Origin of the sequence: Terrimesophilobacter mesophilus (genome assembly GCF_014200375.1) — a bacterium.
In the GTDB taxonomy this organism is placed as follows: Bacteria; Actinomycetota; Actinomycetes; order Actinomycetales; family Microbacteriaceae; genus Terrimesophilobacter; species Terrimesophilobacter mesophilus.
This window is the reverse complement of record NZ_JACHBP010000001.1, coordinates 222,990-240,559: the sequence shown is the minus strand read 5'-3', so window position 1 is coordinate 240,559 and position 17,570 is coordinate 222,990. Positions and strand designations below refer to the sequence as shown.

18 protein-coding genes and 1 tRNA gene are annotated in these 17,570 nt (G+C 67.1%); 6 read left to right on the top strand and 13 right to left on the bottom strand.

What is annotated here, in order from left to right:
* Positions 1-7: 7 nt before the first annotated feature.
* From tatA to BKA04_RS01135, 6 genes are read right to left on the bottom strand one after another with little or no spacing between them, the layout of a single operon-like run.
* Positions 8-208 (bottom strand): twin-arginine translocase TatA/TatE family subunit, encoded by a 201-nt coding sequence (gene tatA / locus BKA04_RS01160; protein WP_104094776.1) that lies wholly within the window; start codon positions 206-208, stop codon positions 8-10.
* Between the two features lie 56 nt (positions 209-264).
* A complete protein-coding gene (locus tag BKA04_RS01155; protein WP_104094775.1) occupies positions 265-1,236 on the bottom strand; it encodes a helix-turn-helix transcriptional regulator in 972 nt (323 codons plus the stop codon).
* Positions 1,229-2,260, bottom strand: coding sequence for a helix-turn-helix transcriptional regulator (locus BKA04_RS01150; RefSeq protein WP_104094774.1), 1,032 nt, complete (start codon positions 2,258-2,260; stop codon positions 1,229-1,231). The genes BKA04_RS01155 and BKA04_RS01150 overlap by 8 nt, the downstream gene beginning before the upstream one ends.
* Position 2,261: 1 nt before the next feature.
* Positions 2,262-3,191 (bottom strand): FKBP-type peptidyl-prolyl cis-trans isomerase, encoded by a 930-nt coding sequence (locus tag BKA04_RS12200; protein ID WP_104094773.1) that lies wholly within the window; start codon positions 3,189-3,191, stop codon positions 2,262-2,264.
* 37 nt (positions 3,192-3,228) lie between these two features.
* Positions 3,229-4,266 carry a tRNA (adenine-N1)-methyltransferase gene (locus BKA04_RS01140; protein WP_221234442.1) on the bottom strand — a complete coding sequence of 346 codons (1,038 nt, stop codon included), beginning with the start codon at positions 4,264-4,266 and terminating at the stop codon, positions 3,229-3,231.
* Positions 4,263-4,985, bottom strand: a complete 723-nt coding sequence (locus tag BKA04_RS01135; RefSeq protein WP_104094772.1) for an HAD family hydrolase — start codon at positions 4,983-4,985, stop codon at positions 4,263-4,265. The genes BKA04_RS01140 and BKA04_RS01135 overlap by 4 nt, the downstream gene beginning before the upstream one ends.
* A gap of 76 nt (positions 4,986-5,061) precedes the next feature.
* Here BKA04_RS01135 and BKA04_RS01130 point away from each other — a divergent pair, with 76 nt between their 5' ends.
* On the top strand, positions 5,062-5,931 hold the full coding sequence (locus BKA04_RS01130; RefSeq protein WP_104094771.1) for a PAC2 family protein: 870 nt from the start codon (positions 5,062-5,064) through the stop codon (positions 5,929-5,931).
* On the opposite strand, the gene BKA04_RS01125 is transcribed toward BKA04_RS01130, so the two are convergent.
* The 4 genes from BKA04_RS01125 to BKA04_RS01110 all read right to left on the bottom strand — a co-directional run bounded on the left by BKA04_RS01125 (position 5,928) and on the right by BKA04_RS01110 (position 9,629).
* Positions 5,928-6,071 carry a hypothetical protein gene (locus BKA04_RS01125; protein ID WP_167309627.1) on the bottom strand — a complete coding sequence of 48 codons (144 nt, stop codon included), beginning with the start codon at positions 6,069-6,071 and terminating at the stop codon, positions 5,928-5,930. The two genes, BKA04_RS01130 and BKA04_RS01125, sit on opposite strands and share 4 nt — an antisense overlap.
* 96 nt (positions 6,072-6,167) lie before the next feature.
* Positions 6,168-7,436: a cysteine--1-D-myo-inosityl 2-amino-2-deoxy-alpha-D-glucopyranoside ligase gene (mshC, locus tag BKA04_RS01120; protein ID WP_104094770.1), complete on the bottom strand. Its 1,269-nt coding sequence runs from the start codon at positions 7,434-7,436 to the stop codon at positions 6,168-6,170.
* Positions 7,433-8,287 (bottom strand): undecaprenyl-diphosphate phosphatase, encoded by an 855-nt coding sequence (locus BKA04_RS01115; protein ID WP_104094769.1) that lies wholly within the window; start codon positions 8,285-8,287, stop codon positions 7,433-7,435. The genes mshC and BKA04_RS01115 overlap by 4 nt, the downstream gene beginning before the upstream one ends.
* Positions 8,288-8,315: 28 nt before the next feature.
* On the bottom strand, positions 8,316-9,629 hold the full coding sequence (locus tag BKA04_RS01110; RefSeq protein WP_104094768.1) for a M20/M25/M40 family metallo-hydrolase: 1,314 nt from the start codon (positions 9,627-9,629) through the stop codon (positions 8,316-8,318).
* Between the two features lie 92 nt (positions 9,630-9,721).
* Here BKA04_RS01110 and BKA04_RS01105 point away from each other — a divergent pair.
* A tRNA-Leu gene (locus BKA04_RS01105) sits at positions 9,722-9,806 on the top strand.
* A gap of 113 nt (positions 9,807-9,919) precedes the next feature.
* A complete protein-coding gene (locus tag BKA04_RS01100) occupies positions 9,920-10,258 on the top strand; it encodes a YciI family protein (RefSeq protein ID WP_104094767.1) in 339 nt (112 codons plus the stop codon).
* 142 nt (positions 10,259-10,400) lie between these two features.
* Here the strand turns inward: BKA04_RS01100 and BKA04_RS01095 are convergent, their stop codons facing one another.
* Positions 10,401-10,733 carry a GNAT family N-acetyltransferase gene (locus tag BKA04_RS01095; protein WP_104094766.1) on the bottom strand — a complete coding sequence of 111 codons (333 nt, stop codon included), beginning with the start codon at positions 10,731-10,733 and terminating at the stop codon, positions 10,401-10,403.
* A gap of 67 nt (positions 10,734-10,800) precedes the next feature.
* Positions 10,801-11,280 carry a GNAT family N-acetyltransferase gene (locus tag BKA04_RS01090; RefSeq protein ID WP_104094765.1) on the bottom strand — a complete coding sequence of 160 codons (480 nt, stop codon included), beginning with the start codon at positions 11,278-11,280 and terminating at the stop codon, positions 10,801-10,803.
* A 71-nt stretch (positions 11,281-11,351) separates the two neighbouring features.
* Between BKA04_RS01090 and BKA04_RS01085 the strand changes: the two genes are divergently transcribed.
* The 3 genes from BKA04_RS01085 (at position 11,352) to BKA04_RS01075 (ending at position 15,069) form a co-directional block, all read left to right on the top strand.
* Positions 11,352-12,734, top strand: a complete 1,383-nt coding sequence (locus tag BKA04_RS01085) for an HNH endonuclease signature motif containing protein (protein ID WP_104094764.1) — start codon at positions 11,352-11,354, stop codon at positions 12,732-12,734.
* A gap of 100 nt (positions 12,735-12,834) precedes the next feature.
* Positions 12,835-13,353, top strand: a complete 519-nt coding sequence (locus BKA04_RS01080) for a PadR family transcriptional regulator (protein WP_104094763.1) — start codon at positions 12,835-12,837, stop codon at positions 13,351-13,353.
* Positions 13,354-13,389: 36 nt separating this feature from the next.
* Entirely contained in the window at positions 13,390-15,069 is a 1,680-nt protein-coding gene (locus tag BKA04_RS01075) for an ABC1 kinase family protein (RefSeq protein ID WP_104094762.1), read from the top strand.
* Positions 15,070-15,138: 69 nt separating this feature from the next.
* On the opposite strand, the gene BKA04_RS01070 is transcribed toward BKA04_RS01075, so the two are convergent.
* Positions 15,139-17,559 (bottom strand): phosphoketolase family protein, encoded by a 2,421-nt coding sequence (locus BKA04_RS01070; RefSeq protein WP_104094761.1) that lies wholly within the window; start codon positions 17,557-17,559, stop codon positions 15,139-15,141.
* Positions 17,560-17,570: the final 11 nt, after the last annotated feature.

Here is a 17,570-nt window from a genome sequence, read left to right as displayed (position 1 = left end):
ATGGGAGCTACGACTTGGGCGTCGACTGCGAATCGTCGGGAGCGTCCTTCGCCTGGTCTTCAGGGTCGGACGACTTCATCTCGCTGCGGAAGATCTTCATGGACTGTCCGACGCTCTTGGCGAGGCCCGGGAGCTTGGTCGCTCCGAAAAGAAGCACGACGATGACCAAGATGATCAGCGCATGCCAACCTGTGAAGCCTGCAAACATCAGCAACATCCTCTACATCGTCGGTGCCGTTCGAAACAGTTTAGCCGGATTGCCGCTCAGTCCTGGTACTGCCGCAGGCCCGCCGATGCCCACTCTGCCACGAGCGCCACCGCCTCGACGGGCTCGGCGACCGTGATGAGCCCCGGCATCCCGCTGACGAGTCGCGCGACCACGTGCAGGTTGGAGACGCGGATCCTCGCGGTGATGAGCGCATCCGTTGCGGCGACGACCTCCGGTCGGTAATCGGCGATGAGAGGGAGCGCGGCCGGTGCGAGCCGGAGTGTCACGTCGACATCGTCCGGTGATCCCTCGAAGAGCGTGTCGGGAAGTGCGACGTCCTCCGGGCGAAAACTGATGTCCTCCGTCGTCAGGGCCAGGTTGCCCATGCGATCGAGTCGGAACGTCCGCAGCGCCTTGCGGAGATGGCACCAGCCTCTCAGGTACCAATCCGCGTCCACGGATTCGACGCGGAGCGGGTCCACCTGGCGCTCCTCCCGGATGCCGTGCGAATTCAGGTAGTCGAATCTCACTTGGCGACCTGTCGCGACGGCATCCCGGATGATGGCCAGCGCGGTGTCCGATTCGCCCGCCTCGACCGCGACGGCGCTCGGGGTGCCGCTCGCGCCGCGGGACAGTTTCGCCATGAGCTGGGAGACCGCGCCGCGGTCGGCGTTCTCGGGAAGGGCTGACAGGTACTGGAGCCCTGCGATGAGCGCAGCGGCCTCCCTGCCGGAGAAGCGCGGGGAGTCGTCGATGGCGACGAGGTTGGTGAGCACGATCTGGTCGTTGTCGTCGAAGTCGTCCCACGCGATGTCGAAGAGGTCGTCGTGCTGGTAGGTCGCGGTCTCCCCCGGGATCCCGGAGACGGCGATGAGCCGGACCGCGTCGCGGATCTGTTCCTCGCCGACGCCGAACTGCCGTGCTGCCTCCTCGACGGACACCCGGTCATGATCCATGAGGTACGGGACGAGAGCGAGAAGGAACGTGAGCTTGTCGCGGGCCTGGAGCTGCCCGTTCTGGTCAGCCATTCGCGCCTCCACTGTCCTGTCCGCCGGCCTGCAGGGCGTGAGCGTCGGCGACCGTCCGCAGTCGTTCTTCGACCGCGGTGACCAGTTCGGCCGGCGACAGCACGACGACTTCCGGCCCGTAGCCGGCCAGCTCATCGGCGAGGATGTTCGCGTCGACGTAGTGCAGGACGAGCGTGCCATCCGGCGCCTCGGTCGCGCCGCGGAGCTTCCTGAGTCGCGTGTCCGCATCGCTCGCCGGCTGGATGCGAACCTCTGCGCGCCGATCGGCCCACACCGCGTTCAACTCCTGCAGTCCGAGTTCGGCCTCGTCGTCGCCGGTGGGCGGTCTCGTCCTGCCGGTCGCGGTGATCTGGCTCACGATCCTCCGGAGAAGGAAGGTCTTCCGCTCTCCGCTCTCCGGCTCGAACGCCGTGCAGTGCCAGCGTCCCTGGAACTGGATGAGGGCGAGCGGGGCGACGGTGCGAACGCGTGCCGTGTCCTCCCCCGGCTTCAGGTATCCGAACTGCACGATTTGATGCTTGTCGATCGCGGCCGAGAGCGGTTCGAACGACTCCTCGCGAACCCGAACCCGAGGGGTGTAGGCCAGGACCGGTTCCACGGTCTTCGCCCCGAGCGCCTTGAGCTTGATGATGGCGCGCCGGGATTCCCCGGAAAGCGATCCCTCGCGCCAGACCATGGCCGCGAGGCCGAGAAGGGCCGTCTCCTCCGCGGAGAAGCTGATGTCGCGCGGAAGCTCATATTCCCCGCGCGGAATCCGGTACCTGAGGCTCTGGTTATTTCCGGCCTGCCCCGGCGATTCGATGGTCTCGAGCGGAACGCCGAGGTCACGGATGTCATCCTTGTCCCGCTCGAACTGGCGCTCGAGGTTCGCGTTGTCGCCGTGCGGCGAATACCGCTGGCGATAACCCTGCACCGTCGAGAGGATCTGATTCTTCGTGAGACCGTGATCGGTGGCGAGAAGCGCGAGAACAAGGCTGAACAATCGTTCCTCGACCGGAACGCGCTGTCCAGGTGCCGCGGCCACGCTACTTCGCTGTTCCGAGGATGTCCACGACGTAGATGAGGGTCGACCCGGATGGCACTCCGCTGCTTCCCGCTGAGCCGTAGCCCTCGTCGGGCGGGATGACGATGAGAACCTGCGAGCCGACGTGCTGCCCGACGAGCCCCTTCACGAACCCCTTCGTCACCTTGTCGCTCGGAGTGAGCGCAACGACCTTCGCCTGTCCGCCGGTCCAGGTGGAGTCGAAGACGCTGCTGTCGGACCAGAGCACTGCCGTGTACTTGACGACGACCTGCTCGCCCTCCGTGAGCACCCTGCCGGGCGCCTCCTGGAGGACGTTCACCCGCAACGAGGTCGGAGGAGCCTCCTTCGGCACCGTGATACCGGGTGCGCCGTTCGGGGCGGTGACGACCGACGGCATTCCGGCCTGCGGGATCTGCGGCGTCCCGTATGCCTTGCCGGGGAACGCCTTGAGCACGTCGACCACGAACACGAAGGAGTCGGAGACCTTGTTCGGGTCCTGGCCCGCGCCGGAGGCGTTCGTCGCGATCGCCACGCGCGAGCCGACGGTGGCGCATTCGAGCCCGACCGTCACGGCCGGCGTTGCGGACTCTCCGAGGGTGACGAGTTGGCCGGGCCCGGTGTAGTCGCCCTGGCTCGCGACCTCACCCGTCGTCCCGTTCAGGAGCGTGTACTTGATGATCGCGACATCCCCCGCCGCAAGCGACTGGCCGTCCCCCGCGATGAGAGCGGAGCGCTCGAGCTTCTTCGTCACGACGGGCGTCGGGAAGTTCACCGTCGGGATGGAGCCGAGCTTGCCGGTGGCGGTGACGACACTGGAGGCATCCCCCGGCCCCACCATCGAGTCGCAGGACTGGGAGAACGGTGCCGTCGCGCACGAGCTCAGGCTCGCGACGATGCCGGCAGCCAGGAGCAGCACGGGAAGAGTGCGCACGGGGCCTCGATTCTTGGTTCAGGGAATGCAGACAATTCTAGGCCGATGACTCGGCTGAGTGATTCTCCCCCAGCGCGCGCCGCGCTCCCGATTCCGCCTGCCGCGCCGCCTTCCTGGCCCGCTTCGCGCTCGCCTGCCGTTGTCCGAGAGCTCCCGGCGTCCAGGCTTCGACGTCCTCGTCGGAGTACTCCGGCTTCACTTTGCGCTTGAGCTGGGGAAGGACGGTACCGGGGGCGAGGCGGCGGGCGGAGATGAGGAATCCGGTGTGGGCCACCATGCGGTGGTCGGGGCGTACGGCGAGACCCTCGACGTGCCAACCCCTGATCATGGTCTCCGACGACTCCGGATCCGTGAAGGCGCCCGTCGAACGGATGCCTTCGGCGACCCGGGACAGCTGGGTGGCCGTCGCGACGTAGCAGACGATGACCCCTCCGGGCGCGAGTGCGCGGGTGGCGGCATCCAGGCACTCCCAGGGGGCGAGCATGTCGAGCACCATCCGATCGACGGTTCCCGCCTCGACGGAGTCGCCGAGATCAAGCGCGAGGTCTCCGACCCTCACCGACCAGTGGGGTGGCTCGAGTCCGAGGAAGGCTGTGACGTTTCCCCTGGCGATCCTGGCGAACTCCTCTCTCCGCTCGAACGACACGAGGGTGCCGGTGGGGCCGATCGCGCGCAGGAGGCTCAGCGACAGCGCGCCGGATCCGACCCCGGCCTCGACGACGCGGGCGCCGGGGAAGATGTCGCCGACGAGCAATATCTGGGCGGCATCCTTGGGGTACACGATGGCGGCGCCGCGCGGCATCGACATGACGAAATCGCTGAGGAGGGGTCTCAGGGCGAGGTATTCGTCGCCGACCGTGCTGTCGACGACGGAACCGTCGGGGAGGCCGATGATGCGGTCGTGCGGCAGGATCCCGCGGTGGGTGTGGAATTCCCCTCCCGGCTCGAGCGTGATCGTGTTGAGCCGCCCGCGAGGACCCGTGAGCTGCACCCGGTCCCCCGCTCGAAATGGCCCGCGCACGGCGCGCCCGAAATCCTCGCGCCCGGAGTCCTCGCGCTCGGGGTCCTCACTCACGGCAGCGCCTCGCCGTCTTCGGCACCGCCGGCCTGCACGGCGCTGCCCGATGCAACGCCCACGCGGGAGTCGCGGAGTGCACGGAGGTCGTCGACCGTGCGCCCGGCAAGGGTCGGCCAGAGGACCCAGGATTCCGACTCCGGCAGCGCCACGTGGGCAGGAACGCCGACGACGGCTGCGCCGGAGGCACTCGCGGAGGCGAGTCCGGGTATCGAGTCCTCGATCGCGACGCACTCGGCGATGTCGACCTCGAGCAGGGCTGCAGCACGCTCATACGGTTCAGGATGGGGCTTCGGTTTCGCCACGTCCGCCCCCGTGACGAGGACGTCGAACATCCGTCGCCCGGTGGCGTTCGCGACGTGTTCGGCGAGGGGACGCATCGACATGGTCACGAGCGCGGTCGGGATTCCCGCGTCGCGAAGGGTGTGGACGAGTTCGAGGGCGCCGGGTCGCCAGGGCACGTCGACGAGTGTCTGCGCAAGAACCCGTGCTGTGAGCCGGTCGATGATCTCACCGATCGGCAACGTGACACCTCGGGACTGCAGGATCGCGGCCGCATTCCCCAGCCCGGAACCGACGAGGGTCAGTCCGTCCTCCGCCGTCCAGACGCCGCCGAAGTCGGCGACGAGTTCCGTCTCCGCCTTCATCCAATACGGTTCGGTGTCGACGAGCGTGCCGTCCATGTCGAAGAGGACGGCGGCAGGGAAGTGGGTGGTCACGACTAACGAGTCTACGGTGGAGCGCTGGGGCGGCGCCTCGCGGTGACGGGTCTTATCCTTGACGTGGAGGTGGAATGTGACGGATGCTGCAGGCGTGCTGAAGGGGCGTGTTCTCGTCGTCGCCTTCGAGGGCTGGAATGACGCGGGTGAGGCCGCGACGGGCGTCGTGAAGACGCTGCGGGACTCCCTGCCCATGCGCACGATCGCCGAGGTCGATTCGGAGAAGTATTTCGACTACCAGTTCAACCGGCCGCTCGCGACGACCGGTGAGGACGGCAGCAGGGTGCTCGTCTGGCCGACCGTGACGATGTTCGGCCCGGAGCAGAGCGGCTCCGATCCGGCAGGACACAGCATCTACGTGCTTCAGGGCACGGAACCCGCGCGAAGCTGGAAGAGCTTCACGAGCGAGATCATGGAGGTCGTGCGGGAGTGCGAGATCGACGTCATCGTCATGCTCGGCGCCATGCTCGCCGACGTTCCGCACACCAGGCCGATCTCGATCTTCGTGAGCAGCGAGAGCCCTGCGCTGCGTGCGGAGTTCGGAGTGGAGCGCAGCACCTATGAGGGGCCGGTGGGGATCCTCTCGGTGATCTCGGCGGCCGCAGAGGATGCCGGCATCCCGACGATGTCGATCTGGGCATCCGTACCGCACTACGTTCACAACGCGCCATCGCCGAAGGCCACTCTCGCGATGATCGAACGCCTGGAGGAACTCGTCGAGATCACGGTCCCGAGGGGCGACCTCGTCGACGAGTCCACGGCGTGGGAGGACGGGATCAACGCGCTCGCGGAGGACGACGACGACATGGCCACGTACATCGCCCAGCTCGAGCGGGCGAGGGACACCGTCGACTCCCCGGAGGCCAGCGGCGATGCGATCGCCGAAGAGTTCGAGCGCTACCTGCGCAAGCGCGACGGCAAGTCGGACCCGCGCGACCGCCCCTAACGCCGGGCGTCGTGCCGTCGGCGGAGCATGGCGAAGACGTACAACGCGACGCCGACCACGAAGATCCCGCCGCCGATCCACAGGCCCGTCGCCATGGCTGCGCTGTCGATACCGGTGCTGGCTAGCTCAAAGCCACTCATGTCGGGCCTTCTGATCGGTGGGCATCGTCGCCTTCGGCGAACGGGTGGCACCAGTTTATCGAGAAGTGAACCACAGTCACGATGGGCGGTCGGGATTCACTCCTGGAGGAGGTCGATGCCCAGCAGTGCGTTGATCGCATCGATCGCGACGGGGTGGGTCGATGACGGCCCGGTCACGGCCGAATCGACGGCGGCCAGTGCGGATGGCGTGTCGAGGTCGTCGGCGAGCGTGTTTCTCAGGGCGTCGAGCAACTCGTGTGCCGTGTCGGATGTCGGCACTGTGTGATCGATGCTTTCGGCCCAGGCTCTCCACCGCGCCAGCCGCGCCTCGGCCGTGGGGAGGTCGTCGTCCGTCCACTCCCAGTCCGAGCGGTAGTGGTGCGCGAGGAGGGCGAGCCGGATGGCCTGCGGGTCGACACCGTCGGCGACCAGGTTGGACACGAGAACGAGGTTGCCGAGTGACTTGCTCATCTTCTCCCCGTCGTAGGCGACCATGCCGGCGTGGGAGTAGCAGTGGGACCAGTCGGTTCCCGTGAGCGCCGCGGAGTGCGCTGCGCTCATCTCGTGATGCGGGAACACGAGGTCGGAACCGCCGCCGTTGAGCGTGATGGGCGCGGTGAGGTGGAGGGATCCGATGACCGAGCATTCGATGTGCCAGCCGGGTCGGCCGCGGCCGACAGGTGAATCCCACGCAGGCTCGCCCGGTCGTCCCGACCGCCATAGCAGGGGGTCGAGCGGGTCCCTCTTGCCTGGACGCTCCGGGTCTCCCCCGCGTTCCGCTGAGAGCCGGAGCATGGTGCCGCGGTCGAGGGCGCTCTCCTGTCCGAGATGCCAGCTGGTGAGTCGCTCGCCGGCCGCGATGTCGAAGTACAGGTCCGGGGCGGCATCCGGTTCGCCTGGCGCCCCGTCGACCCAGTACGCGAACCCTTCGTCGAGCAGGCGCGCGCAGGCGTCCCCGATGGCGTCCACCGTCTCGACGACTCCGACGTAATGCTCCGGTGGGATGATGCGCAGCGCTTCCATGTCGCCGCGGAACAACTCGATCTGCGACTCCGCCAGGTCGCGCCAGGCGACGCCGGTCGCGGTCGCCCGTTCGAGGAGCGGGTCGTCGACATCCGTGACGTTCTGCACATAGCTGACCGAGAGTCCCGCATCTCGAAGAACCCGACCCAGGGTGTCGTAGGCGAGATAGGTCGCGGCGTGGCCGAGGTGGGTGGCGTCGTACGGCGTGATGCCGCAGACGTAGAGCTGCGCCTCGGTGTCGATCTGCAGGGCTCGGAGCCGGCGGCGTGGCGTGTCGTAGATGCGCGGCACTGCCGCATTTCCGGGCAGGCGGGGCAGCTCAGGCGATGTCCACGACCTCACGGCAGCAACACGCCAGTGATGAGCAGGATCACGAGGGCTCCGCCGAGCAGTACCCGGTAGATGACGAACGGGAGGAACGACCGCCTGGAGATGTAGCTCATGAAGAAGGCGATGACGGCGAACCCGACGACGAAGGCGACGAGGGTGGCTGCGGCGATCTCCCACCCGGTGAAGATGTCCGGAACGCATCCGGCCGCGGCGTCGAGGCACGGGTCTTTGATCGTCTTGTAGAGCTGGAAGAAGCCGCTGCCGAACACGGCGGGGATGGCGAGCAGGAACGAGTAGCGTGCCGCGGCGCGGCGTTCGTAGCCGAGGAAGAGTCCTGCCGTGATGGTGCCGCCGGATCGGGAGACACCGGGGATGAGGGCGAGGGCCTGTGCGAGCCCGTAGACGATCGCGTGCGGCCAGGTGAGCTGTTTGAGCCGCAGCTCCTTTCGGCCGACCCAGTCGGCGATGCCGAGCAGGATGCCGAACCCGATGAGCGTAAAGGCGACGATCCACAGGGAGCGCAGGTTCGTCTCGATCTGGTCCTGGAAGACGATGCCGAGCACGACGATGGGGATGCTGCCGAGGATGATGAACCAGCCCATCCTGGCATCCGGGTCATTGCGCGGCACACGGCCGAAGAGCGAGCGGAACCAGTGCCCGACGATGCGGGTGATGTCGTGCCAGAAGTAGACGACGACGGCGGTCTCGGTGCCGAGCTGGGTGATGGCGGTGAAGGCGGCGCCGGGGTCAGCGCCGCTGCCGAGGAACTCCCCCACGATGCGCAGGTGGGCACTCGAGGAGATGGGAAGGAATTCCGTGAGGCCCTGGACGAGACCCAGGATGAGTGCTTCGATGAGGCCCACGAGCCGGCTTTCTGTTGAAGTTCTGGTGCTAGTAGTTCAGGAGCAGGTCGCCGAGTACCCGCCTGCCAAAGACTAATGCGTCGAGCGGCACCCGCTCGTCAACGCCATGGAACATCGCGGGAAAGTCGAGGTCGGCTGGCAGTTTCAGCGGGGCGAATCCGTATCCGGTGATTCCGAGTGCGCTGAGGGCCTTGTTGTCCGTGCCGCCAGAAAGCATGTACGGCAGAACGGGCGCGCCGGGGTCGTGCTCGCCCAGGGTCGCGATCATGGCCTCGATGAGCGGCCCGTCGAAGCTCGTCTCGAGCCCGACGTCGCGGTGCAGGACGACGATCTCGATGTCCGGGCCGACGAGGTCCGCGATTTCGGTGAGCACGGCATCCTCTTCGCCGGGAAGGGTGCGGATGTCGATGAGCGCTTCGGCGGTGTCCGGGATGACGTTGTGCTTGTATCCGGCGTTCAGCAGCGTCGGGTTGCTCGTGGTGCGCAGGGTCGCCCGGATGAAGCCCGCCGCAGTCCCGGTCGCGATCGCGAGTTCGTCGGGGCCCACCTTTTCGGGGTCTTTGCCGAGGATGCGGGCGACTTCGGCGAGCAGCGCCGTCGTCGTCTCGGTGAGCCGGATGGGCCACTCGCGTTTGCCGATCTTCGCGACGGCCTCGGCGAGTTTGGTGACGGCGTTGTCCTGGATGTACCGCGAGCCGTGGGCGGCGACACCGCGCGCCACGAGTTTGATCCAGAGGAGCGTCTTCTCGCCGGTCTGCACGAGGTATGCACGCTCGCCGTTCAGGTCGATGGAGTATCCGCCGACCTCGCTGATCGCCTCGGTGGCGCCCGCGAAGAGTTCCGGATGCGTTTCGACCAGGTATTGCGAACCGTGCACTCCCCCGGCCTCTTCGTCGGCGAAGTACGCAATGACGAGGTCGCGCGCGGGTTGTTTGCCCGCGCCGAGGATGTCCTGGAGGGCGGTGAGGATCATGGCGTCCATGTTCTTCATATCGACGGCGCCGCGCCCCCAGAGCAGGCCGTCTTTGATGACACCGCCAAACGGGTCGACCGACCAGTTGTCCGGCTGCGCCGGGACGACATCCGTGTGCCCGTGGACGACGAGCGCCGGCTTGGCGGAGTCGGCGCCTTCGACCCGCGCGACAACGCTCACGCGGCCCTTCTCGCTCTCGAACATCTCGGGTTCGAGTCCGAGCGCCGTGAGCTTCGCGGCGAGGTATTCTGCCGCCTCGACCTCGCCGTTCGACTTGCCCTCACCGTAGTTGGTGGTATCCATGCGGATGAGGTCGCGCGCGATGATCGCGGTCTCGTCGAGGGCGTCGTCAGCGGGTTCCGTCGTCATGCCCACAACGCTACCTGCTGGCCGCCGACTGGACTTCGCCGCCCGTCGTGGCATGCTATTCTCGTGAGTCGGTGCAAGCCGAAAAACATCCTGTCCGGATGGCGGAAATGGTAGACGCGCTAGCTTGAGGTGCTAGTGCCCGTATAGGGCGTGGGGGTTCAAGTCCCCCTTCGGACACAACGAAGATTACTCACTCCGTCGTTTCCTCGGGAGATCGCGTAGCGATCGCCACCCAGGCGACTCCCGCCTTCTCCCTTGCCCTGCGCAATCTCCGCACCGCATGATGATGCATGACCAAATACCTCATCTCCTTCCCCAGCGAAGCCATGGTGCTGACCGAGGAGGAGTTCCCCACGGTGGTCGCCGAGTCCCATGCCGTCATCGCTGAGGCTCAGGCGGCCGGCGTCTACGTCTTCGGCGGCGGCATCGACGAGAGCGTCGAGCCCGTGCTGGTCGCGGCCGACGGCTCGGTGTCGAACGAGACCTATCCGGGAATCGTCATCAAGGGCGGCTTCACCGTGCTCGAACTGCCGGACCGCGAGGCCGCCGTGGAGTGGTCCCGCAAGATCGCGGCCGCCTGCCGATGCTCACAGGAGTTGCGCGAGTTCATGTACGACCCGCAGAGCTAAGCGGCAGGACCGCTCCGACACCTCGCCTTCGGCTAGTGCGAGTGCGACCGGACCATCGCGAAGAGCGCGAGGATGCCCAGGATGGCGACAATCGATCCGATCGTCACGAGTACGTATTCGATGGGGTGCATATCCCCAGTATTCACCGGACCGCGGCATCCGGCCAGTCGACGCTCTCGTCGTACTCGTGGTGGCGCTTGAGGTACGCGGCGATGAACGGGCAGATCGGGATGATCCGCTTGCGCCGCCCTACGGCATCCTCGAGCACGAATCGGGCGAGGCGGGAGCCGAGCCCCTGCCCGCCGTAGGCGCTGTCGACGACCGTGTGTGTGAAGATGCGGCGGTCATCGCTGTCGTGATACTCGGCGAAGCCGATCGTCGTGTCGCCGTCGCGCAACTCGTACCGCTTGTCGTCGGGCACATCCTCGATCGTGAACCGGTCGGGCGCGCCCTCCGGCGTCTCGTCAGTCGTCATGCAGACAAGTCAATCATCGGATGCCGGCCGCTGCTGAGCGCGGACGCCCACTGGCGCAGGCACCCGATCAGCGCACGAGGCGGATCTCGCGGATGTTGCCCCAGCGTTCGTCGAGCTTGTCGGCGCCATCCGCCTCGAACCCGTTGCGACGGTAGAACGCGATCGCGCGCGGGTTCTCGTCGAGCACCCACAACGAAGCAGGCCGGTCACCGATCGCGGCGTCCAGGAGCGCCTGCCCGAGCCCCGAGCCGTGATGCGCTGCCTGGAGGTAGATCGCACCCAGCTCGAGCTCGCGCGGCGGATTCTCGTCCCGACTCCGGAGCGTCGACGCGAATCCGACGACCTGGCCATCGACCTCCGCGACCCACACGTCGCCGAGCCCTTCTTCGATCGTGCGCCGCCACATCCGGGAGCGCTGTTCCGGCGGGAATCCCTCGATGGCACCGGCCGGAATGTGCCCGGAATAGGTCTCCACATGGGCTTCGTAGTGCACGTGGCCGATGGCCTCCGCGTCTTCGGCAGTTGCCGGCCGCGCGATTCCCGTCATGGTCAGATCGTAGTCGCGCCGCCCTGTGGACAACCGGTGTGAATGTCGGTGGCGGGGTATGGAGTGAAGACATGGAAGACATCCGGAACCTCGGGGCAGCGCCCTCGGTCGAGGCTGCGTTCCCGCAGGATTTCGATCCGGGTTTCGAGCGTGAATTCGATGCGGAATTCGATGAGATGGTGGCGGCGTGGGCTGCCGAGCAGAGGGCGACCGAGCAGTTGGCCTTCGAACGCGGCGAGTACGACGAGGCCCAGGACTGTCTCGACCGGTTGCTGGAGGCCCGCTCGGTGATGGCGGCGATGCAGGCGCAGGAACAGCGGTGCCTTGCCCGGCTGGAGGCCCTCGCACTGGAGTCGGTCAGGAACACCGGCGCTGCGGGCGCCGATGCCGGCTCCAGTAAGGAGCGAGAGATCGCGTGGCGATCGATGGCGGCTGAGATCGCCGTGGCGACCCGACTGGCCGATCGCACGGTGCAGTCGATGATGGGACGCGCCACGACGCTCGTCCATGAGCTTCCCGATGTGCTCGACTCACTCGAATGCGGGCGGATCTCCCTGGGCCACGCCCACGTCATCCTCGAGAACGCCGCAGGCATCGAAGGCGGCTCGCTGGTCGAATACCAGCGGATCACCCTCGACCGCGCAGAGTCCACGACGCCCGGCAGACTCGCCGCCACGGCGAAGATCACCGCCGCACGGTTGCGCGCCGAGAGTTTCGAGAAACGTCACGCCCGTGCTCGCGACGCACGCACTCTGACCATTCGGGATCTCGACGACGGGATGTCCGAACTCGTGCACGTCCTGCCCACCGTCTACGCCGCCGCCATCTTCGATCGGCTCACGCGGCAGGCGAAAGCCGTGGCCGCGACAGGCGATCCGCGCACTCGCGACCAGCTGCGGTCTGATGTCGCCCTCGACCTGCCGCTGACCGGTGAGCCTTCGTGCGGCCCGGATGCCCCGCACACGGCTGCGGAGGGCATCCGTGCCGAGGTGTCCATCCTCATTCCGGCACTCGCACTCCTGGGCCAGAGTGACGAGCCGGCGACCCTCGTGGGGCGTGGACCGATCGACCTCGACACAGCCTGCCGGCTGGCCTCGCACGTGCCGGAGCTGATCCGGATGCTCTCCGATCCGGTCACCGGACTCGTGATCTCCGCCGACACCTACCGGCCGACCGCCAGCCTGCGCCGGTATCTGCAGCAGCGAGACAGACACTGTCAGTTCCCGGTGTGCAATCGGGACGCCCGCTACACCGACATCGACCATACGGTGCCCTGGGAACAGGGCGGCAGAACGGTGCCCGGCAATCTCGCCTGCCTGTGTCGCGGCCATCACACGCTCAAACATCACGGCGGCTGGAAGGTGAAACAGACCACGCCCGGCGTGCTCGAGTGGACCAGTCCACTGGGCAGAGTCGTCGCGGGCGCAGCACCGCCGTACTTCGCAGAAGCCTGAACATCCGGCCCGGAACCGCCCTCCCCGCACACACCTGAACGATGTATCGTTGAGCTATAGCGGGCCCGTGGCGGGCCCGACCGTGGAGAGAAGGACCACCATGACAACGTCACAAGAACACGGCTTCGGCCTGTGGGACGCGTTCGAGAACCTGCGCACCGAATTCGGGAAGCGCGTCGGACCGAGGATGGGGCGTGGCGACGTTCGCACCGCCATCCTGTCCCTGCTGACCGACGGGCCGATGCACGGCTACCAGATCATCCAGGAGATCGAAAAGCGCAGCAGCGGCGCCTGGAAGCCCAGCGCCGGATCCGTCTACCCCACGCTTCAGCTCCTCGCCGATGAAGGACTCATCCAGGCCAAGGAGGCCGCCGGGCGCAAGACCTACACGCTCACCGCGGCGGGGACGGAGCAGGCGACCGCCACCGGCACCGCGCCCTGGGAGGGCATCGGTCACCGAGAAACGCCCCGCGGGATGCTTCTGCCCAAAGCAGGTGTCAAACTGGCTGAAGCGGCAGGTCAGATCGCCAGAAGCGGTACACCCGAACAAGTCGAATCGGCCGTCGCCATCATCAACGAGGCACGTCGCAAGCTCTACACGATCCTCGCCCAGGAATAACGGGTTGCCGTCCCACGGCGGCATCAAGGAGACTCGATGACCGAAGTCCGACACCTGCGCGCCCGGTATCGAAGGATCCTGCGATTCGCCACCCGCTACATCCTTCAGGAATGGTGGTTCGAAGTACTTCTGCCCCGCATCGGGCTGGCCCGGATCGCCAAACGCAGCCGCGCGAAGAGGGCGCGTGGCATCGCGCGGCACTTCCACCACGTCGCCGTGGACCTCGGCGGCCTCATGATCAAGGTCGGCCAGTTCATGTCCTCCCGGCTCGACGTGCTCCCGCCGGAGATCACGAGCGAACTCGAAGGGCTCCAGGACGAAGTCCCGCCCGCAGATTTCGCGCAGGTGCGGGAGCTCGCCGAAGCGGACCTCGGCGTACCCCTCAGCCGCGCATACAGCTTCTTCGACCCCGAGCCCGTCGCGGCGGCATCCCTCGGGCAGGTGCACAGGGCAAGGCTCTCCCCCGCCGACGCGGAACTCGTCGGGTTCGAGGATGTCGTCGTCAAGATCCAGCGGCCCGGCATCGGCGAGGTCGTCAAGGTCGACCTCGCCGCGCTGCGCAAGATCGCCGCGCGGCTCAACCGGGTGACAGCGATCTCCCAGCGCATGGACCTGCCCGCACTTCTCGAGGAATTCGCCACCGTCAGCCTCGAAGAGATCGACTATCTCCACGAGGGCACCAACGCCGAGCGTTTCGCCGACAACTTTCGCGACAACCCGCGCGTCGACACCCCGATAGTCGTCTGGGAACGCACCACCCGCCGCGTCCTGACGCTCTCCGATGTCTCCGCCATCAAGATCAACGATCGCAGCGCCCTCATCGCCGCCGGCATCAATCCCACCGCGGTGGCCGACGGCCTCTCCAGCGCCATGTTCGACCAGCTCTTCACCCACGGCTTCTTCCACGCCGACCCGCATCCCGGCAACATCTTCGTGAAACCGTCAAGCGGCGACACCCGTGACTGGACCCTCGCGTTCGTCGACTTCGGCATGATGGGCGAGGTTCCGGATGCGCTGCGCGGCGGCCTCGAGCGGCTCGTGATCGCCGTCGCCGCACGCGACGTGAAAGGTCTCGTCGCCAGCATCCGAGCCATGGGGATGCTGTTGCCCACGGCCGAAAGCGCACCGCTCGAACAAGCCATGGGCGAACTGTTCGCCCGGTTCGGCGGACTCGGCTTCGCGGAACTGCGCAGTATCGAACCCCACGAGTACAAGGACTTCGCCGAGAAGTTCGGCAGGGCCATGCGCGAGATGCCGTTCCAGCTGCCGGAGAACCTGCTGCTCATCATCCGCGCCGTCGCCGTCACGTCCGGAGTCTGCACCGCACTGAACCCGTCCTTCAACATCTGGACCGCGATCGAGCCCTATGCCGCCCGCCTTGCCAGCGGCCGCACCGGTGCCACCGCCCGAGCGATCCTCGGGCAGGTCGTCACGACCGCCGGCGTCCTCGGCAGGCTCCCGGCCCAGCTCGACGAACTCAGCACCCTCATCCAGCGCGGCAGACTGTCGATCCAGATCCCCGGGGTCGACCGGCGCCTCCGCGCTCTCGAACGACTCGGCCGCAAGGCGACCTCAGCAGTCATCTTCGCTGGCCTCCTGCTCGGCGGCATCTTCCTGCGGCCGGACGACATGATCCTCGGCTGGGTGCTCATCGGCGCTTCGGCGATCCCCCTGCTCCACGCGGTGTTCGCGGGAACCACCGGCCGCGACCGCTGAGCCGGGGACGCCGAGCGGAAACGCTGAACGGGAACGCCGAGCCGGGTGTCAGCCGGGGACATCCGCCGGTCACACGTTGTCGCCTCCGGTGTCATCGAACCGTCCGGCGCTGGTGCCGGACCACGCCCACTCCGCCACCTCCGGGATGTCCTCGCCGTGCTCCCGCGTGTACTCGCGGGCGCGCAACCGCGCATCCTGCATGTCCTGCCGAAGGTTCGCCTCCGTTGCCCCGAGGCCCGGGACCCGGTCGATGACGTCCATGACCAGGTGGTACCGGTCGAGATCGTTCAGCATGACCATGTCGAACGGCGTCGTCGTGGTCCCCTCCTCGATGTAGCCGCGCACGTGCAGGTTCTCGTGGCCCGTGCGGCGGTAGGTGAGGCGATGGATGAGCCACGGATACCCGTGGTAGGCGAAGACGACCGGCCTGTCCGTCGTGAAGATCGCATCGTATTCGCGGTCGCCGAGGCCGTGCGGATGCTCGCCCTCGCTCTGCAGACGCATGAGGTCGACAACATTCACCACGCGCACCCTCAACGAGGGGATGCGTTCCCGCAGAATGCTGGCCGCCGCGAGCATCTCGAGGGTGGGGACATCCCCCGCCGCCGCGAGCACGACATCCGGTTCCTCGCCGGCCCGCTCGGTCCCCGCCCACTCGAGGATGCCGAGCCCGCGCGTGCAGTGCTCGATCGCCTCCTCCATCGTCAGCCAGTTCGCGGCAGGCTGCTTTCCGGCCACCACGACGTTCACATAATCGACCGACCGGAGGCAGTGGTCGTAGGTCGACAGCAGCGTGTTCGCGTCGAACGGCAGGTACACCCGCACGATGTCGGCCTTCTTGTTCATGACGAGGTCGATGAAACCGGGGTCCTGGTGCGAGAGCCCGTTGTGGTCCTGCCGCCACACGTGGGAGCTCAGCAGATAGTTGAGGGAGGCGATCGGCCTTCGCCACGGGATGCGGCGGCTCGAACTCAGCCACTTCGCATGCTGGTTGAACATCGAGTCGACGATGTGGATGAAGGCCTCATAGGAGTTGAAGACCCCGTGCCGTCCGGTGAGCAGGTACCCCTCGAGCCACCCCTGGCACTGGTGCTCGCTCAGCATCTCCATGACCCGGCCCGCCCTGGCCAGGTGGTTGTCGGAGTCGATCGGCCAGGTCTCGGCGTTCCACTGTTTGTCGGTGACCTCGAACACCGCGTCGAGACGGTTGGATGCGGTCTCGTCCGGCCCGAAGATCCGGAAGTTCTGGGGATTTCTGACGATGACATCGCGCAGCCATCGGCCGAGGACGCGGGTCGCCTCGCTCGCCGAGCCTCCGGGTGATGGCACACTCTCCGCGTAGTCGCGGAAGTCCGGCAGGCTCAGTTCCCGACGCAACAGCCCGCCGTTCGCGGACGGGTTGGCGCTCATCCGCAGCTCTCCGTCAGGGGCGAGAGCCGTGACGAACTCGACGGCGGCGCCTGTCTCGTCGAACAGCTCCTCCGGTCGGTACGACCTCAGCCAGGATTCCAGCAGCCGCGTGTGCTCCTCGGTGTCGCGGGCGTCCGCGAGAGGCACCTGGTGCGAACGCCAGTTGTCCTCGGCCGGATGCCCGTCGATCACGGCCGGGCAGGTCCACCCCTTGGGGGTGCGCAGGATGATCATCGGCCAGGCCGGGCGGTCGGCGAGCGTGCCGGCGACGGCATCCGCCTTGATCTGCGCGATGTGATCGAGCACGTCGTCGAGGGTCGATGCGAAGCGACGGTGCACTTCCACCGGGTCCTCACCGTCGAAGCCGCCGGAGACGAGGTACGGCGTGTGGCCGTAGCCGCGCATGAGGTCGAGCAGCTCGCCCTCCGGGATCCTGGCGAGCACCGTCGGGTTGGCGATCTTGTATCCATTGAGGTGCAGGATCGGCAGCACGACGCCGTCGCTGCGGGGGTCGAGGAACTTGTTCGAATGCCAGCTCGTGGCCAGGGGCCCCGTCTCGGCTTCCCCGTCCCCGACGACGGCGGCCACGAGCAGGTCCGGGTTGTCGAACGCAGCACCGTACGCGTGCGACAGCGAGTATCCGAGCTCACCGCCCTCATGGATCGACCCCGGAGTCTCCGGGGCGACATGGCTCGGGATGCCGCCGGGGAACGAGAATTGCCGGAACAGTTTGCGCAACCCATCCGTCGACCGGTCGATGCCGCTGTACACCTCGCTGTAGGTGCCGTCGAGATAGGCGTTTGCGACCATCCCCGGCCCGCCGTGGCCGGGCCCGGCGATGTAGATCGTGCTGAGGCTGCGCTCCCGGATGACACGGTTCAGGTGTGCGTATATGAGATTGAGTCCCGACGTCGTGCCCCAGTGCCCGAGCAGGCGTGGCTTGATGTGGTCGCGCCTGAGCGGCTCCCGCAGGAGCGGATTGTCCAGAAGGTAGATCTGACCGACCGAGAGGTAGTTCGCTGCCCGCCACCAGGCGTTGAGGCGGTCCAGGGTCTCATCCGTGATCTCGTGACGTGTCATGGGTCCAGTTC

Excerpts from the sequence above, each read along its gene's own strand:
- tatA (WP_104094776.1), bottom strand. The coding sequence starts at position 208 with ATGTTTGCAGGCTTCACAGGTTGGCATGCGCTGATCATCTTGGTCATC.
- BKA04_RS01110 (WP_104094768.1), bottom strand. The coding sequence starts at position 9,629 with ATGACGACGGAACCCGCTGACGACGCCCTCGACGAGACCGCGATCATC.
- BKA04_RS01070 (WP_104094761.1), bottom strand. The coding sequence starts at position 17,559 with ATGACACGTCACGAGATCACGGATGAGACCCTGGACCGCCTCAACGCC.
- BKA04_RS01100 (WP_104094767.1), top strand. The coding sequence starts at position 9,920 with ATGACCAAATACCTCATCTCCTTCCCCAGCGAAGCCATGGTGCTGACC.
- BKA04_RS01085 (WP_104094764.1), top strand. The coding sequence starts at position 11,352 with ATGGAAGACATCCGGAACCTCGGGGCAGCGCCCTCGGTCGAGGCTGCG.
- BKA04_RS01075 (WP_104094762.1), top strand. The coding sequence starts at position 13,390 with ATGACCGAAGTCCGACACCTGCGCGCCCGGTATCGAAGGATCCTGCGA.
- BKA04_RS01095 (WP_104094766.1), bottom strand. The coding sequence starts at position 10,733 with ATGACGACTGACGAGACGCCGGAGGGCGCGCCCGACCGGTTCACGATC.
- BKA04_RS01080 (WP_104094763.1), top strand. The coding sequence starts at position 12,835 with ATGACAACGTCACAAGAACACGGCTTCGGCCTGTGGGACGCGTTCGAG.
- BKA04_RS01125 (WP_167309627.1), bottom strand. The coding sequence starts at position 6,071 with ATGAGTGGCTTTGAGCTAGCCAGCACCGGTATCGACAGCGCAGCCATG.
- BKA04_RS01155 (WP_104094775.1), bottom strand. The coding sequence starts at position 1,236 with ATGGCTGACCAGAACGGGCAGCTCCAGGCCCGCGACAAGCTCACGTTC.
- BKA04_RS01090 (WP_104094765.1), bottom strand. The coding sequence starts at position 11,280 with ATGACGGGAATCGCGCGGCCGGCAACTGCCGAAGACGCGGAGGCCATC.